17 protein-coding genes and 1 tRNA gene are annotated in these 15,566 nt (G+C 52.5%); 5 read left to right on the plus strand and 13 right to left on the minus strand.

The window, feature by feature from the left end; genetic code table 11:
* Nucleotides 1-6: 6 nt before the first annotated feature.
* The 4 genes from msrA to J2I48_RS24235 are packed head-to-tail and all read right to left on the minus strand — an operon-like array spanning nt 7 to nt 2,918.
* Entirely contained in the window at nt 7-645 is a 639-nt protein-coding gene (msrA, locus tag J2I48_RS24220) for a peptide-methionine (S)-S-oxide reductase MsrA (protein ID WP_207338097.1), read from the minus strand.
* A gap of 55 nt (nt 646-700) precedes the next feature.
* Nucleotides 701-1,438, minus strand: coding sequence for a DUF1223 domain-containing protein (locus J2I48_RS24225; RefSeq protein WP_207338098.1), 738 nt, complete (start codon nt 1,436-1,438; stop codon nt 701-703).
* 11 nt (nt 1,439-1,449) lie between these two features.
* Entirely contained in the window at nt 1,450-2,250 is an 801-nt protein-coding gene (locus J2I48_RS24230; RefSeq protein WP_207338099.1) for a molybdopterin-dependent oxidoreductase, read from the minus strand.
* Between the two features lie 5 nt (nt 2,251-2,255).
* A complete protein-coding gene (locus J2I48_RS24235; RefSeq protein ID WP_207338100.1) occupies nt 2,256-2,918 on the minus strand; it encodes a cytochrome b/b6 domain-containing protein in 663 nt (220 codons plus the stop codon).
* 297 nt (nt 2,919-3,215) lie between these two features.
* On the opposite strand from J2I48_RS24235, the gene gnd reads away from it, so the two are divergent.
* Together gnd and J2I48_RS28700 are read left to right on the plus strand one after the other, a co-directional pair.
* Nucleotides 3,216-4,664, plus strand: a complete 1,449-nt coding sequence (gene gnd / locus J2I48_RS24240; RefSeq protein ID WP_229376757.1) for an NADP-dependent phosphogluconate dehydrogenase — start codon at nt 3,216-3,218, stop codon at nt 4,662-4,664.
* Between the two features lie 92 nt (nt 4,665-4,756).
* Nucleotides 4,757-5,515: a DUF3667 domain-containing protein gene (locus J2I48_RS28700; protein WP_374758172.1), complete on the plus strand. Its 759-nt coding sequence runs from the start codon at nt 4,757-4,759 to the stop codon at nt 5,513-5,515.
* Nucleotides 5,516-5,606: 91 nt separating this feature from the next.
* On the opposite strand, the gene J2I48_RS24250 is transcribed toward J2I48_RS28700, so the two are convergent.
* Complete coding sequence (locus J2I48_RS24250) at nt 5,607-6,515, minus strand: polysaccharide deacetylase family protein (protein WP_207338102.1); 909 nt, start codon at nt 6,513-6,515, stop codon at nt 5,607-5,609.
* A gap of 260 nt (nt 6,516-6,775) precedes the next feature.
* Between J2I48_RS24250 and J2I48_RS24255 the strand changes: the two genes are divergently transcribed.
* Nucleotides 6,776-7,600: a YciE/YciF ferroxidase family protein gene (locus tag J2I48_RS24255; protein ID WP_207338103.1), complete on the plus strand. Its 825-nt coding sequence runs from the start codon at nt 6,776-6,778 to the stop codon at nt 7,598-7,600.
* 63 nt (nt 7,601-7,663) lie between these two features.
* Here J2I48_RS24255 and J2I48_RS24260 read toward each other — a convergent pair whose 3' ends face one another.
* From J2I48_RS24260 to J2I48_RS24275, 4 genes are all read right to left on the minus strand, one after another.
* Nucleotides 7,664-8,950 (minus strand): adenylosuccinate synthase, encoded by a 1,287-nt coding sequence (locus J2I48_RS24260; protein ID WP_207338104.1) that lies wholly within the window; start codon nt 8,948-8,950, stop codon nt 7,664-7,666.
* Between the two features lie 217 nt (nt 8,951-9,167).
* The gene (locus J2I48_RS24265) at nt 9,168-9,401 is read right to left on the minus strand and encodes a hypothetical protein (protein WP_207338105.1); all 234 of its coding nucleotides are present in this window, start codon (nt 9,399-9,401) and stop codon (nt 9,168-9,170) included.
* 38 nt (nt 9,402-9,439) lie between these two features.
* Complete coding sequence (locus tag J2I48_RS24270; RefSeq protein WP_207338106.1) at nt 9,440-9,952, minus strand: Fur family transcriptional regulator; 513 nt, start codon at nt 9,950-9,952, stop codon at nt 9,440-9,442.
* 13 nt (nt 9,953-9,965) lie between these two features.
* Nucleotides 9,966-12,215 (minus strand): RelA/SpoT family protein, encoded by a 2,250-nt coding sequence (locus J2I48_RS24275; protein ID WP_207338107.1) that lies wholly within the window; start codon nt 12,213-12,215, stop codon nt 9,966-9,968.
* 254 nt (nt 12,216-12,469) lie between these two features.
* Between J2I48_RS24275 and J2I48_RS24280 the strand changes: the two genes are divergently transcribed.
* Both J2I48_RS24280 and tig read left to right on the plus strand, forming a co-directional pair.
* A tRNA-Leu gene (locus J2I48_RS24280) sits at nt 12,470-12,551 on the plus strand.
* Between the two features lie 116 nt (nt 12,552-12,667).
* Nucleotides 12,668-14,038, plus strand: a complete 1,371-nt coding sequence (gene tig / locus J2I48_RS24285) for a trigger factor (protein ID WP_207338108.1) — start codon at nt 12,668-12,670, stop codon at nt 14,036-14,038.
* Nucleotides 14,039-14,110: 72 nt separating this feature from the next.
* On the opposite strand, the gene J2I48_RS24290 is transcribed toward tig, so the two are convergent.
* The 4 genes from J2I48_RS24290 to J2I48_RS24305 are packed head-to-tail and all read right to left on the minus strand — an operon-like array spanning nt 14,111 to nt 15,498.
* Nucleotides 14,111-14,428 carry a hypothetical protein gene (locus J2I48_RS24290; RefSeq protein ID WP_207338109.1) on the minus strand — a complete coding sequence of 106 codons (318 nt, stop codon included), beginning with the start codon at nt 14,426-14,428 and terminating at the stop codon, nt 14,111-14,113.
* 10 nt (nt 14,429-14,438) lie between these two features.
* Nucleotides 14,439-15,101: a hypothetical protein gene (locus tag J2I48_RS24295; protein ID WP_207338110.1), complete on the minus strand. Its 663-nt coding sequence runs from the start codon at nt 15,099-15,101 to the stop codon at nt 14,439-14,441.
* 29 nt (nt 15,102-15,130) lie between these two features.
* Nucleotides 15,131-15,325, minus strand: coding sequence for a DUF433 domain-containing protein (locus J2I48_RS24300; protein WP_207338111.1), 195 nt, complete (start codon nt 15,323-15,325; stop codon nt 15,131-15,133).
* The gene (locus J2I48_RS24305) at nt 15,322-15,498 is read right to left on the minus strand and encodes a hypothetical protein (RefSeq protein WP_207338112.1); all 177 of its coding nucleotides are present in this window, start codon (nt 15,496-15,498) and stop codon (nt 15,322-15,324) included. The genes J2I48_RS24300 and J2I48_RS24305 overlap by 4 nt, the downstream gene beginning before the upstream one ends.
* Between the last annotated feature and the right edge of the window lie 68 nt (nt 15,499-15,566).

Here is a 15,566-nt window from a genome sequence, read left to right on the forward strand (position 1 = left end):
TACTGCTTACACGCCCGATTTCAGTTTGCCCGCCATGGCTTTGCGCATCTTGGCTACTTTGGGCATCGACACGCTCTGGATATACGGCTGCTCGGGGTGGAGTTTGCAGTAGTTCTGGTGGTAGCCCTCGGCGGGGTAGAAGACCGTAAACGGCACCACTTCCGTCACCACAGTACCATTGTAGTGCTTCGAGGCATTGACGGTTTTAATGGCGGCTTCGATGGCTGCTTTCTCGGCGGGGGTGCGGTAGAAAGCCACCGACCGGTAGTCGCGACCCTGGTCAGGTCCCTGCCGATTGAGCGTGGTGGGGTCGTGGGCAGCGAAAAAGCCAACCAGCAGGTCATCATACGAGATCACTTTAGGGTCGTAATAGACCTGTACGGCTTCGGCATGGCCGGTTTCGTCGGTGCCCACTTCGCGGTAGGTAGGGTTTTTGGTGTGCCCGCCCGCATAGCCCGAAATAACCTCCCGAACGCCCTTCAGCTGATCGAAGGCTTCTTCCTGTGCCCAGAAACAACCACCCGCAAAGGTCGCTACAGCCTCGCCTGGTTTGGGTGTGGGTAACTTGGCCGGGGCCATATCCTGCGCCGAGGCATAACCGGCCAGCAAGGATAAACTCAAGGCAATGAACTGACTTAGTTTCATGGTGACTGTATGTGATGATTGCTTTAATGGTTAACAAATTCTGCCCCTACTCCATTCATTTTTCTAGCGCTACCCTACCGGCCCCCAGCGTGGTTAAGGTGTTGGCCTGTTGCACGTAGGCAATCACGGCCCCGTTGGTGGGGTCGAAATCGGCGGGGGCGGTGAGGGTTGTCTGGCCGGTTTCCGAGGTGGGTACCGTGGCAAAGGCCCGCACTACGTTGTTATGCGTAAGGGTGTGGCCCGCGTTTTCGCCCCGACTCACCACCGTAGTTGTGGTCTGACTAACCAGCGCCACATTGAGCACCGTGCCCGCCAACCTACCCGCTAACTTGTAGTTGACAGTGATTGTCTTCCCCTGCTGATTGGCCGTAAGCTGAACTGCTACGGGCGGCGTCTCACGTAGCGCGTCGGCTAGCAGCGACGTCATTTGGGCGCGATTCGAGCCAACAAATTCACGCTTACCGTTCAGGACGGCCTGAGGTGTGTAGATACTTCCAAGCTTAAACTGTCGGGCATACTGTTGTTGACGGGCGGTGTATTTGGCATCGCTGTATGGGTCGCGCCACCCCAGCCGATCCCAATAATCGACATGGAAGGAGAGGGCATACAAGGACTGTCCACTGGCTACTGCCTGCCTGCTCACTTCGGTCAGCAACCGGTCGGCGGGGGGGCAGCTAGAGCAGCCCTGCGAGGTAAACAACTCTACTACCGCCACAGGTTTAGACGGTTCGGGCCGGTGCGCCTGCACGGCAAAAAGGCCTGCCAGCGCCAGCATGATTAAGGTACGGTTCATTTGGTTTGTTGTTAAAGCCCTAAGTAATAATCGTAACCGCGTTCGGCCCAGTAATCGCGGGGGCGCTCGTCGGCGAATGTGATCGAGCCGATGCGCTTGAGGTTTTTTACGCCGTATTTCACCGGAATCAGCAGCCGTAGCGGGGCACCGTGGGGGGCGGTGATGGCCTCACCGTTCATCTCGTAGGCCAGCAGCGTCTGGGGGTGCAGCGCACTCGCCACGTCGAGGCCCACGTAGTAGCCTTTGTCGGGCGTTTCCATGCCCAGATGTTTATAGAAATCGGCTTCGTCGGTGGGTTTTTGGCCTGTGCGGGTGCCCAGGTCGTATTTCGCCACCAGGTCGGCCAGCCGGGCACCGGCCCAGTGCTGCACCTGACTCCAGCCTTCCACGCACTTGAAATCGAACACCAGATCATACTTCGGCAAGGCCTTGATGTCGGCCATCGTGAGCGTCAGCGACTTGCCCGGCTGGTTGATCTGGAGTTGCCAGGTGGCTGGGTCAACCGCCCCGCGCAGCCCTTCCATACCATTGATGCCCACCTGTTTGGTGGCTTTCGACACCGCGAAGGTGGGGGCCAGATGCTGATTTGAAAAAAAGACATTGGCCAGCCCTTCGTTGGCGTTTAGAATAGACCGCAGTGCCTTCGGAACGCCCTGTTCGATGGGTTTGGCCGTCAGCGCTTTCCAGATACCAACGGGCAGCAGGCTGGCTAGCCCAAACCAGGCAAAGGCTTTCAGCGTGCGGCGGCGAATCTGCTGTTCGGTAGTCAGGGCCTCGCGTTCGGGCATGTGGGGTGTTTGTTCGGTATCCATTTGCATCAGGCTTTTTCGTCGACTACATCAAATCCGGCCACCATGCTTCTGAAATTGTTCCAGCCCGCCTTCACCACCTGCGCAATGTGGATGATGAAAAACAGCACATAGCCAATAGTAAGGGCAAAGTGAATGAGCCGGGCCATTTCGTAGCCCCCCAGCAGCGTGGTGAGCCACCAGAGCTGGGTGGGTTTGTAGATAGCCAGACCCGTCAGCAACGACCCCAGGCCCATGACAATAATGCTGGAATAGGCAATGCGCTGGGCGGCGTTGTATTTCTCTACTGGCAGCGGTGCCTTGCGGATACCCAGGTCGTGGAGGATTACCTGCCAGGCTTCGCGGAACGAATTACGTTTGGGCAGCAGGTAACGCCACTCGCCCGAAATAAACGTGTAGGCTACGTACAGGATGCCGTTGAGGGTGAAGAGCCACATAAACGCAAAGTGCCACGACATGCCCTGCGCCAGCCGGAAGGGCACGCCCAGGGCCTTGTAGAAGCCGTCGGGGAAAAACGACAGCAGCGTGTAGCCGCCCACGGTGATCTTGTAGGGGTCGTAGGCCCAGTAGATAAGCAGGCCGCTCCAGATCATGAGCGACAGCACGGGAAAGTTGATCCAGTGAAACCAGCGGATTGCCAGGGGGTGCTTATTGTCAACAATACGTTTCATGCGCTGTGCTGCTTTGTACTGTCAATATACGTGGTTGGCCTCCGGCAGGTTTGAGTGAGGCATTATTCGGTGGCAAGGTTGGGCCTGTTTAACCAGAAAATAATACGGCTTTGAGCCAACAATGTACGGGTGAAGGGGCGTTTACCTTTGGCTGTGAACGTGTAGCCTGAAGAACGAAACACCTCTGCTGCAACTGAATCGGCCCTGAATCTATACCTTTGGCCTTCCTAAGCACGTTCGCTGCCGTTAGCCACTTGGCCAGATCAGATCAATCAACCCGCATTTCCCTCAATGCATATGAATACACAAACACCCCCCAATACCTACGCCTTTGGCATGATTGGCCTGGGCACCATGGGCCGCAACCTGCTGCTCAACATGGCCGATCACGGTTTCGCCGTGGCCGGTTACGACAAAAATCCCGCCCAGTCGGTGCTGCTTCAGCAGGAAGCCACGCCGGGTACTACCGTGCAGGGCTTTACGGATATAGCGCCGTTTGTCAAGAGTCTGAAAAGCCCCCGTGCCATCATGATGCTGGTGCCCGCCGGTAAGATTGTCGACAGCGTCATTGCCGATCTGTTGCCCCTGCTCGATCAGGGCGACATTATCATCGACGGGGGTAATTCGCACTTTACCGATACGGCGCTCCGTGATGCGGCCTTGCAGGAAAAAGGCCTTCATTTCTTCGGCATGGGCATTTCGGGGGGCGAAGAAGGTGCCCGGCGCGGCCCTAGTATGATGCCCGGCGGCGACAAAGAGGCCTATCAGTACGTGAAGCCCATTCTGGACGCCGTGGCGGCGCAGGTGAATGGCGACCCCTGCGTGACCTACATTGGTCCTGGCGCGGCGGGGCACTTCGTGAAAATGGTGCACAATGGCATCGAGTACGCCCTCATGCAACTGATTGCCGAAACCTATGAATTGATGCGCAAAGGGCTCAAACTGGATAACGCCGCCATGGGGGCCGTGTTTACAGGCTGGAACGAGGGTCGCCTGCAATCGTTTCTGATCGACATTACCAAAGACATCTTCGCTTTCCACGAACCCGGCCAAACCGAGGTGCTGCTGGACCAGATTAAAGACGAGGCCCGCGCCAAAGGTACCGGCAAATGGACCTCACAGGTGGCCATGGACCTTGTCACGCCCATTCCGGCTATCGACAGTGCCGTTTCGTTGCGTGACCTCTCGAAATACAAGGCCCTCCGCGTGGCCGCTGCTGGTCTTTACAGCAACGAACTGCCAACGCTGAACGTAGATAAAGACGCGTTTCTGGCGAAACTGGAGCAGGCATTTTACTTTGCCATGATTACCACCTACGCCCAGGGTATGCACCTGCTGGCTTCGGCCTCGACCCAGATGAATTACGACCTGAACCTGACCGAGATCACCAAAATATGGCGGGGTGGCTGCATTATCCGAGCTGCTTTCCTGGAAACCATGCTCACGGCTTACCGGGCCAACCCCACGCTGGAGCACCTGCTGCTGGCCCCGGAAGTACAAAGCCTCATCGACGAAACCCAGGCTGGCATACGAGCGGTGGTGGCGGCGGGTATAACGGCGGGCATTGCCATCCCCACCTACGCCACCTCGCTTGGTTATTTTGATGCTCTGCGGACTGCCAACATGCCTGCCAACCTAATTCAGGCCCAGCGCGATTACTTTGGCGCGCACACCTACGAGCTGATCGGCAAAGAGGGCGTTTTCCACTCGCAATGGCAGGGCGACGCCACCGTAATGCCCGAGTAAGCTAATTTAGCTCCAACAGCGGTATAATGCAGGCTACCCTTGCATTATACCGCTGTTGCTGTACTAAAACTATTAATTGAGTGCTATTGACAATGGTAACTTGTAAAAACTGCCACCATCGTTTTGAAGGAAATTTTTGCAACACGTGCGGTCAGTCTGCGCATACGCACGACATTAACCTGCATTATATCATTCACGAAATTCAGCACGGGGTTATTCATGTTGACAGAGGCTTCTTTTTTACCATCAAAGAGTTGTTTACCAGACCCGGTGAATCAATCAGAGACTATATTGGAGGAAAACGGGTAGATCATTTCAAGCCACTAGCCTTTGTATTGATTTTATCGACTATTTATGCGTTTTTAAGTCATTCGTTGAATGACAACTCTTTTTTGGAAGATTTCATGTTGGGATTTAAATCAGTACCGGATAGCAAAGGAGAAAAAACGTCTTACGTGGCTGTTAATTGGTTAATAACACACTACGCATATACCAGTCTGCTACTTATTCCAATCTATTCACTGGCATCTTATTTAGCATTTATAAAGTCAAAATACAATTATTTTCAGCATCTAGTACTAAACGCATTTCTGTCAGGACAGGCAACACTAGTTCACATTGTATATCTCTTCATTACATACCTTATTAATAAAAACAACCCCAACTATGCGCTTGATTATATAGAAATACTGATTGGATTTCTGCTAACCTTATGGACCTACTCTCAATTCTTCAATGGCCTAAAAACGTGGCAAACTGTAGCGCTCACGGTTCTAAATTACATGTTAAATGTTGTTTTTGTAGCAGTGTGTTTTATGATACTATTTTTTCTATCAAAGCTGTTCAGCTAAAAATAAGGACTTCGCTGCACGGCTAACATAGACGTACAACGAAGTCCCTCAATTAAGTTTCGGCTACCAGCCTGAGCTGGTGATATGCTGATTACCCTTTAAAACTGCCCACCATGTTGTTGTGGAGCGTCTTGGCTGACCAGTAACCACTGGCAATAATCCGACGGATACTTTGAAGGGGATATTGCTCATCGCGTTTTTTGTCGGCCAGTTGGAAGGCGGCCAGGTACTTCAGCTTCTGCAATTCAACGGCGGCTTCATGGTTCCAGAGACCAAACGGGTACACAAAATACTTCACCGGCTTACCCGTGATTTCTTCCAGCAACTGCCGGGGTTCCACGGCCTGTGCCTGCCAGTCGGCCGCAGTGTATTTCTTGGCGTTATGGTGGTCCCAGGTGTGGCAGCATACTTCGTGGCCTTTGTCCGAGAGGTCTTTGATCTGGGCTTTGCTCATATAAGGCTGCTTGCCATGCCGACCAATGGCCACCGTCATGATGCCAAACATGGCCTTGAAACCGTGCTTGTTCAATATGGGCAGGGCGTTGGTATACTGGTCTTCGTCGCCATCGTCGAAAGTCAGAAATACGGGCTTGGTGGGCAAGGCGGCACCGGTGGTGAGGTAGGCGTAGAGTTGATCGGCGGTGATAGCGTGGTAGCCACTATCTTTCAACATCTGCATCTGCTGCACAAAAACGCTGGTAGGGCAGATGTAGTCTTTAGCGCTTTTCGAGTCGGTGCCGCGCCACTCCCGAATTTGGTGGTAGCATAGAATAGGTACCTGCTTGCGGGCAATGATCGTGGCTGGGTCAGCTAGTTTGCCCGTTGGCAGGGCCGTGGTGGCCGTTGCGCTGGTGTCGGTGCCAGAGCTAGTAGCTGGAGTAGCAGCCGTTTCAGTAACGGCCGTAGTAGCCTGACCGTCGCCGGTTTTTTTGTTGCTGTTACAGCTTGCGGCGAGTGTGCCCACTAACAGGGCCAGGAAAAGTGAGTTACGGGTGAACATAAGGCTATTTCAGTTTGGTCAAAATTAGCCATTCTAGTCATTATCCGAACTTATTCCAACGATGTAATAGGCTGTTGAATCAGTCGATGTCAACTGGGCAATGGTTTAGCTGTCGGGTAAAAATCTACTGACTTTGTAGAATATAATGCACAGCGAAAGTGCCCTTTAGTACGCTAACAGCCACATAATCAGGCATTGGTATGCATGTTGCCTATAAGGTTGGTAGTCTTATAAACTGACAACCCAAATCTTACAACATCATGGCAACGATTGGAAAACAAATTGCCGATTTTTTCGCTGGTGGATCAACCACCGACAATGATGAGGGCCTGCGTGGCCTGTTCGTCTCAGAGTTGCAGGGCATGTACTACGCCGAGAAAGCGCTGGTAGACAACATGCCCAACATGGCCGATGCCGCCACCACCGATGAGGTACGGCAGGCATTTCAGCACCACCTTGAAGAAACGCGCGGTCAGGTAACCCGTCTGGAACGCATCTTCGATAGCATTGGCGTATCAGCCGATGACAAAACATGCAACGCTATCGATGGCCTTGCCGATGATGCCGACGAGGTAATCAGCAGCACAGAATCGGGGTCACTGACGCGTGACGCCGGGCTGATTATTGCTGCGCAGAAAGTGGAACACCACGAGATTGCCGCCTATGGATCACTTCATGCCCTCGCGCAGTTGCTGGGCTACACCGAAGCAGCTCAGTTGATCGAGCAGTCGTTGCAGGAAGAAAAGAACACCGACAAGAAACTGACTCAGTTGGCCGAATCGTTCGTAAACGAGCGGGCAAAAGCCGAGGGCAAAAACGACCAAAATTATTCAAGCCCAAATCGCCTTAATTATTACGAAGATGATAACAACGGTAGGTCAACGGTAGGGTCGGAAAGCACCAGTGGCGATCGGTCTGGTTATGCTGCCGGAGCCAACTACCAAAGCGGTTCGGCCATGGATAACACAACCAGCTACAGCGGTAGCGGCTCAACCGATCGTGAGCCTATGCAACAGGCCGGTTTTTCACCAGGACGTGAAGGTTCATCAGGCAATGCAACGTCGGGTGGAACGTTAGGTGTATAGACGCCCTTTCGGAATCTTCCTCCATAAAAAAAGCGGCTCCATTTCTGGAGCCGCTTTTGCTGTTTAAACACCTACTGCCTCTCGATGCACCAGGGCTTCGCGATCTGGTCCGGTAGAGACAAACGTGATGGGTAGACTTAGCTCGTCTTCCAGATACTGCACATAAGTAGCTAGCTCGGCGGGCATCTTATCAAACGTGTGCACCCCATCCAGCGAAGTTTGCCAACCTGCAAAGTCCCTATAGATTGGTGTTACGTCGGTGTCGCAAAGGTCGTAGGGGAGTTGTTCGGTCAGGGTTCCATCGGGCATCTGATAGTGAGTGCAAACGCGGATGGTGTCGAAGATATTGAGCACGTCTACTTTCATCATTACCAGTTGGGTTACGCCGTTGAGCATGATGGCATATTTCAGGGCGGGCAAATCGAGCCAGCCGCACCGCCGCGGACGACCCGTGGTAGAGCCAAATTCGCGGCCTTCCTGCCGCATCCGCTCGCCGGTTTCTTCGAGCAATTCGGTGGGAAACGGGCCACTGCCCACGCGGGTGCAGTAGGCCTTGAAGATGCCATAGACCTCGCCAATCTGCCGGGGGGCAATGCCCAGACCCGTGCAGGCACCGGCGGTCATAGTGGTCGACGAGGTCACGAACGGGTACGAGCCAAAGTCAATGTCAAGCAGCGACCCTTGGGCACCTTCGGCCAGTACGCGCTTGCCTGCCGTGAGGGCGTTGTTGACATCATACTCGCTGTCGGTGAGGGTAAACGTTTTCAGAAACTCGACGGCAGCAAAAAACTTGGCTTCCGATTCGGGCAGCGCCGACGCGTAGTCGAAGTTGTGCCGATCCAGAATAACCTTGTGAGCATTGACCAGTGTCTCGTACTTTTTCTGAAAATCCGGCGAGAGCACATCGCCCACCCGCAGGCCCTGCCGGGCTACTTTGTCCTGATACGTCGGCCCGATGCCGCGCAGGGTTGAACCAATTTTGGCGGCTCCTTTGGCTTGTTCATAGGCGGCATCGAGCAGGCTGTGCGTGGGCACAATCAGCGATGCTTTTTTGGAGATAATGAGGTTCTTGTGCAGGTCCAGGTTGAACTTGCCCAGGGCGTCGATCTCTCGCCGAAACACGATGGGGTCAAGCACTACGCCATTGCCAATGATATTCAGCGCGTCGGGCCGAAAAATCCCCGACGGAATCTGGTGCAACACGTGCTTGATACCGTCAAATTCGAGCGTGTGCCCGGCGTTTGGTCCACCCTGAAACCGAGCAACCACTTGATAGTGAGGCGCTAAAACGTCCACAATTTTACCCTTACCCTCGTCGCCCCACTGGAGGCCCAATAATACGTCTACCATCAGAAATCAAAATAAAACGGACCGTTCTTTAATACGGTCCTCATCGTTAAAGCGGAAAATAAATTCGGTTGCTTCGCCAATAGGCGTGAGCGGCTCAATGCGGAAGTTATTTAAGCGAAAATGCCTGAATCTCATATCACGTTCAGCAATAAGGCAGTACTCATATCGAAAACCAGACCGCTCACCAACCTGTCTGCGGGCTGCGGCAGAGATACAGTCACCGCTTCTCGACATACTTACGGGCGCGGACTTTTGCTATACGAATAATGTGTTCCATGTCTCTAAAACGATCAAGTTCACGTTCCTCCTCCGCATTGAGCCTTGTCGTTCTGTTTTTGAACAGCAATTCACTTAGTCGATCCTGTGCTTCGGTTAACGGCTTAAAATCAATAATCTGTTCTGGGGTGACACCCGGAGCGATAAGGTCGATTAAATCAGCATAGACGTTCATAAGAGGGCTAGTAACGACGGTGATTTTATGCTATTAAGTTAAGCTTGTACGGCTGTTTCGCCCTGCCGGTCTTTGTTGCGGGCCGCCTCGTGGCGGTTTTCGCAGGGGTCGCGCTGGCAGGAGCCGTAGAAAATCAGCGAGTGGTGCATCACGTTGAACTTCAGCATGTCGCCCACCATGTTCTGAATATTCTGCACCCGTGGGTCGCAAAATTCCATCACCTTGTGGCAGTCGGTGCAGATGAGGTGATCGTGCTGCCGGTAGCCGTAGGACTTTTCATACTGCGCCAGATTCTTGCCAAACTGATGCTTCGTTACCAGGTCACAGTCTACCAGCACGTCGAGGGTATTGTAGACCGTGGCGCGGCTGACGCGGTAGTTTTTGTTTTTCATCGAGATATACAACTCGTCCACGTCGAAATGGTCCTGCCGGTTGTAGATCTCTTCCAGAATGGCGAACCGTTCGGGCGTTTTGCGCAGGCCTTTATTCTCTAAGTACGCCCGCAGAATCGTTTTCGCCGACTCGATATTGGCTTGATTTGGTGCTGCCATAGGGCAAAAGTAGTTAATCGAACCGTACTACATCAAAAACGCCATCCACGCTTTCCAGCTTTCGCATGAGGGTGTCGAGGTGGCTTGTGTTATTCACGTATAGCTTAATCATACCCTCGAAAACGCCGTCTGTCGAGTCAATCGTCACCGAGCGCATGTTAATGTGCAGTTCGTTGCTGATGACGCGCGTCACGTCATTGATGAGGCCAATGCGGTCGGTGCCCGTGATGCGCAACCCCGCCAGAAATGCCAGTTCCTTCTGCGACGTCCACTTGGCCTTAATGATCCGGTTGCCGTGGTTCGACATCAGTTCAACGGCATTGGGGCAACTAACCCGGTGAATCTTAATGCCTTCCATCACGGTCACAAACCCAAACACGTCGTCGCCGGCAATGGGGTTGCAGCAGCGGGCCAGTGTGTAGTCGATCTTGTCCATGTCCTCACCAATAAGGAGCATGTCGGCGTCGGTGCGTTCGCCGTGCATCTTTTTTAGCTCTTTGCCCACCGCCTTGGCGTCTTGCAGGGTGTCGGTGTTGAGCTTCAGGGCACGGTTTTCTTTGGCTTCCTTCTCGGCCTTAAACTTGTTGAGTTCCTTAACGTCGATATGGGCTTTACCCACGCGGTAATAGAAATCGCTGGTGGTTTTAGAACCAAAATACGCCCGCAACTGATTGACCAGTTCGTTGGTCATGTCCATGCGAAGAATCTTCAAGCGCTTGGTTACCAGTTCTTTACCGTCGGTAATGTAGCGCTTGTTGTCCTCTTTGATGAGGTCCTTGATCTTGGTCTTGGCTTTCGAGGTCACTACAAACCGCAGCCAGTCTTCGTTGGGCTTTTGCTTGTTGCTCGTGATCACCTCTACCTGATCGCCGTTGTGCAGCACGTGGCTCAAGGGCACCAGCACATTGTTGACTTTGGCAGCCATGCATTTGGCACCAATTTGCGTGTGAATGTCGAACGCGAAGTCGAGCGCCGTGGCCCCCCTTTGCAGCACTTTTAGTTCACCTTTTGGCGTAAACACAAATACTTCTTCCGAGTACAGGTTACTGCGGAAATCGTCGAGAAACTCCACAGCGGCGGTTTTATCGCCCTGTTCGGCCATCTCCAGCATCTCGCGCACCTGCCCGATCCACGAATCAATACCAGCCCCGGTGCGGGTGTCGTTTCCTTTATATTTCCAGTGGGCGGCGTAGCCTTTCTCGGCAATCTCGTTCATGCGGTCGGTACGGATCTGCACTTCCACCCACTGCCCCGAACGACTCATGACCGTGGTGTGCAGCGACTCGTAGCCGTTAGCGCGGGGGGTGCTGATCCAGTCTTTGAGCCGGTCGGGGTTAGGCTTGTAGTGATCCGTCACGATAGAATAGGCCCGCCAGCAGGCTGCCTTTTCCTGTTCGATGGGCACCTTCAAAATCACCCGTACGGCAAATAGATCATAAATCTCCTCAAACGGCTTTTTCGACTTGCTCAGCTTGTTCCAGATCGAATAAATCGACTTGGGCCGCCCCTTGATCACGTACGGGTACCCCGACGCAATGAGGTCATCTTCAATGGGTTTGATAAACGTGTTGATGAATCTATCCCGCGAGGTTTTCGATTCGCGGAGCTTGCGCGCCACGTCTTTGTAAGCCTCCGGCTCCACATATTTCAGGTACAGATCTTCCAGTTCGGTCTTTACCGCGTTCAGCCCCAGCCGGTGGGCTAGGGGGGCATAGATGTAGATCGTCTCGGAGGCAATTTTCAACTGCTTGTCGCGGGGCATCGAGTCCAGCGTCCGCATGTTGTGGAGGCGGTCGGCAAGTTTGATCAGGATCACCCGCACATCGTCGGAGAGGGTGAGCAGCATCTTGCGGAAGTTCTCGGCCTGCTGCGAGGTGCCATACTCGAAGATGCCCGAAATCTTGGTCAGCCCATCAATGATCTGGGCTACTTTTTTGCCGAAACCGCGCTCAATGTCGGCAATGGTAGTGTCGGTATCTTCGACCACGTCGTGGAGTAGGGCGGCCACGATAGAGGTGGTACCCAGGCCAATTTCTTCCACCGCAATCTGCGCCACGGCCAGCGGATGATATATATATGGTTCGCCTGACCGGCGGCGCATTTCCTTGTGTGCCTCGGCCGAGGTGTTGAAGGCTTTCTTGATCAGTTTGGCGTCATTCTCTTTCAGGTACGGCTTGGCCGACCGCAAAAGGCGGCGGTACCGTTTCAGGATTTCGTCCCGTTCCTGCGCTAAATCAATGACTGGTTCTACGGCTGTGTGCATAGGTAGGTGTCGTTTCCCTTGTGCGTTGTTCTGTTGGTTGTACTCGTATTCTCAAGGTACACCTTAAAAACAAAAAATCAGCCTGTCTAGATCGGAAATAAGTGATTCGGATTGGGCTGCACGGGTGGCTCAGGGTTTTGCGGTGAAAAATCATGACTACAGTTTGCCTTCCACAAAATCGTGCGTACCTTTGCGGGCCAAAACAGTGAATCTCGACAGCGGTACGTCGGTTTTTGGTTCACGGTTGACCACCTGCGGGCGTGGCGAAATTGGTAGACGTGCCAGACTTAGGATCTGGTGCCGCAAGGCATGGGGGTTCGAGTCCCTCCGCCCGTACAGAAGTTAATTGCGAATGAGCGATTGAGTGAATGAGTGAATACAAAACGGCCTTTTTCGGCCTATTCGCTCCATCACTCATTCGCTCATTCACTCATTTTAAACCAAATAGAATTGTGGATATATCCCTTGAAAAAGCGGGCGACACCAACGCGTCGCTTGTGATTACGCTGAAACCCGAAGACTACAAGCCCGAAGTCGACAAGAAGCTAAAGCAGTATGGTAAGCAGGTGCAGCTCAAGGGGTTCCGCCCCGGCCACGTGCCTGCCGCCGTGGTGCAGAAGATGTACGGCAAGGGTATTCTGGTAGAAGAGATCAACGCCATGCTCAGCAAATCGGTGAGCAGTTATATCCGCGAAAACAAGCTTCAGGTGGTAGGTGACCCCGTGCCCGACCGCTCGCAGGCCGACGCCATCGACTGGGACACGCAGGACGAGTTTACGTTTAGCTACCAACTGGGTCTGGCCTCTGATTTCGACGTTGATCTGGCTTCGCTGGGGGCTATTCCCCGCTACGAAATCGAAGCCGGTGAAGCTGAAGTAGACAGCACCATTGTTGATCTGCAAAAGCGTTTCCATGAGCATCAGCACGCCGAAGAAGCCGCCGAAGGTGATACCATCTTTGGTGAACTGGTGCAGTTGACCGGCGCCGACGAAAACGCCACCAAGCTGGAAACTAAAACGGCGCTGCCGCTCGATAAAGTGGCTCCAGATGCACTGGGGGCTTTTATTGGTAAGAAAAAAGGCGAAACGATCACCTTCGACATGGCCGCTGCTTTCCCTAATGAGAAGGACCGCGCGCTGGCAACGGGCGTGAAGAAAGAAGAAGCGGCTAACCTGGTGGGCGATTTTTCGTTCACGATTGAAGACGTAACGCGCCACGCCCCGGCAGAACTGAACCAGGCGTTTTTCGATAAAGTGCTGGGTGTGGGTGCTGCCGAAGATGAGGCTACCTTCCGCACCAAAGTGCATGAGATCATCACGCAGAACTATGGCCGTGAAGCTGACAATATGCTTCGTGCCGACATCGAGAAAGCGCTGCTCGACAATACGCTCATCAGCCTGCCCGATGAGTTTTTGAAAGACTGGCTCCTGACCATCAACGAAGGCAAATTCACGCCCGAGCAGGTAGAGGAGCAGTATGACGATTTCGCCAAGTCGGCCAAGTTGCAGCTCATTAAAAACAAAATTGCCGAACAGGCCGACATCAACGTGAACCCCGACGAGGTGCTGGAAGCCACCCGCCAGATGGTGCGCGATCAGTTTGGTTTTGCCGCCGGTAGTGATGACGACGGTATGAGCGAGACCATTGACAAAATTGCCCGCAACTACCTCATGGACGAGAAGAACAACGGCCAGAATTATACGGCTACGTTCAACCGCGTGTATGACGATAAAGTGATGGAGTACATTAAATCGAAGGTGACGATTGAGGCGCAACCCATCTCGATGGAGGGCTTCCGCGACCGCGCCGCCGCGACCCGCTAGTCGTCTCGCTGTTTTCGTAAAAAAGGCCCTGTGAACGTTCACAGGGCCTTTTTTATGTAGAGTCCAGATGAGTTAAAACTCGGCTTTCGGGTTGCCGTATCCTGCTGCCACCATGTTGTTTATTTCGTTCACACTACAACCGCACGACTTCGCCCGTAGGATGCTTTCGTCGCAGGCGAAGGCGATGTGGAGGCTGTTGACGGCAGCGGGGATATTGGCGGGGGACCAGATCTCCACCGGTAGCGGACGGTTGTAGCGCGGCGTCTCGCCATTCTTTGCGTGGAGTACGTCCCACTGCGCCGTATGCACCAACATCAGCGACCGCACCCCCACGGAATACGTCTCCCGCACGGCCAGTTCCGGCGCATCGGGCATCAGATCACCAAACACAAACTCAGGGCTATTCTGCGCCCGAATATGTATCTAAAAAACGTACTGCTTCTCTCAAGCCGTCGTAAAGTGCTAACTTACTTTTACGGCTAGACGGATGAAAATAATTTACTATGTTTATTCCTTTCCATGTATAGAAACCCCAATCATTTGAAGCCGTATTTACATTTTCAACTCCAAAAAGAGCTTCTACAAACCAATTGTACTTAAAGCAACAAATAATGATTGTGGGAGCAATTTCCTGTATCTGACGAAGTAATAAGGATCGGGTTTTTATTATGTATTCTCCAATTATAGCAGAGTTGGATGAAGACCCGCCACATACTTTTTTCACATTAATAAAAGCAATTGATTTTAATGCTTCATGCTTTCTATCAGCATCTTGAGCTTCAGCGTAAGGAGGAAAATTATTGGATATTCCATAAGCCCATTCACTTATTCTATGAGAAAAGGTGTACATAACATGCTGTTTCCACCAATCAGAATAGCTGGGATTGTCTTCGTATTCACGATTTAATTTATTGTGCTCTTTCGCTATAAAAAGAATTTTTATCTTCTGCTTGTTGCATAATTCGTCATTTATTATGCCATCCGATATAAACAGATTGCTATAATCTACAAGTCCTAATTTTTTGTATAGATCGACAAATTCAGCTTGAAGGTCTGTATTCATAGCTATAGATTTTTTTAAAAAATTATAAATTAAGATGGCTTGTACATAATTGCCGCCAATATATCTACCTCTTCCAAATGGGGGTACATCGTTACCAGATCAGCCGGGGTGGCTCCTTCAGAGAGTTTGCGCAGGATGAGTTCGACGGTGATGCGGGTGCCTTTGATGACGGGCTTACCCAACATGACCTGGTGATTGGCGGTGATACGGCTGAGGTAGGTCATTGTAATTTGCGTTTTGCAATTGGTTGTTCTATTATATCGCCTCCGTTAGCAGGAAACTCGTCCTGGTCGGATTGCTTTTCAGTTGGTATAATTCGGACAAGCAGCAACTCCTCAAGGGTGCGGAGCAGGTTGATCGCCTTGGGGTGAATCAGTTCAATCAAGACAGTGCTCATATCTAATTCAGTTTACTAGCAATATAAGGAATTATGTACTGTGTAGTTGACCAGTTTACCATTGAACA

Source organism: Fibrella aquatilis (assembly GCF_017353255.1).
Classification (GTDB): Bacteria; Bacteroidota; Bacteroidia; order Cytophagales; family Spirosomataceae; genus Fibrella; species Fibrella aquatilis.

What these genes read in the sequence shown, in the direction of transcription:
- J2I48_RS24295 (WP_207338110.1), bottom strand. Translation starts at nt 15,101, where the DNA reads ATGAATACAGACCTTCAAGCTGAATTTGTCGATCTATACAAAAAATTA.
- J2I48_RS24270 (WP_207338106.1), bottom strand. Translation starts at nt 9,952, where the DNA reads ATGGCAGCACCAAATCAAGCCAATATCGAGTCGGCGAAAACGATTCTG.
- J2I48_RS24300 (WP_207338111.1), bottom strand. Translation starts at nt 15,325, where the DNA reads ATGACCTACCTCAGCCGTATCACCGCCAATCACCAGGTCATGTTGGGT.
- msrA (WP_207338097.1), bottom strand. Translation starts at nt 645, where the DNA reads ATGAAACTAAGTCAGTTCATTGCCTTGAGTTTATCCTTGCTGGCCGGT.
- J2I48_RS24235 (WP_207338100.1), bottom strand. Translation starts at nt 2,918, where the DNA reads ATGAAACGTATTGTTGACAATAAGCACCCCCTGGCAATCCGCTGGTTT.
- J2I48_RS24255 (WP_207338103.1), top strand. Translation starts at nt 6,776, where the DNA reads ATGGCAACGATTGGAAAACAAATTGCCGATTTTTTCGCTGGTGGATCA.
- gnd (WP_229376757.1), top strand. Translation starts at nt 3,216, where the DNA reads ATGAATACACAAACACCCCCCAATACCTACGCCTTTGGCATGATTGGC.
- J2I48_RS24275 (WP_207338107.1), bottom strand. Translation starts at nt 12,215, where the DNA reads ATGCACACAGCCGTAGAACCAGTCATTGATTTAGCGCAGGAACGGGAC.
- J2I48_RS24305 (WP_207338112.1), bottom strand. Translation starts at nt 15,498, where the DNA reads ATGAGCACTGTCTTGATTGAACTGATTCACCCCAAGGCGATCAACCTG.
- J2I48_RS24260 (WP_207338104.1), bottom strand. Translation starts at nt 8,950, where the DNA reads ATGGTAGACGTATTATTGGGCCTCCAGTGGGGCGACGAGGGTAAGGGT.
- J2I48_RS24225 (WP_207338098.1), bottom strand. Translation starts at nt 1,438, where the DNA reads ATGAACCGTACCTTAATCATGCTGGCGCTGGCAGGCCTTTTTGCCGTG.
- J2I48_RS28700 (WP_374758172.1), top strand. Translation starts at nt 4,757, where the DNA reads ATGGTAACTTGTAAAAACTGCCACCATCGTTTTGAAGGAAATTTTTGC.
- J2I48_RS24265 (WP_207338105.1), bottom strand. Translation starts at nt 9,401, where the DNA reads ATGAACGTCTATGCTGATTTAATCGACCTTATCGCTCCGGGTGTCACC.
- J2I48_RS24230 (WP_207338099.1), bottom strand. Translation starts at nt 2,250, where the DNA reads ATGGATACCGAACAAACACCCCACATGCCCGAACGCGAGGCCCTGACT.
- J2I48_RS24250 (WP_207338102.1), bottom strand. Translation starts at nt 6,515, where the DNA reads ATGTTCACCCGTAACTCACTTTTCCTGGCCCTGTTAGTGGGCACACTC.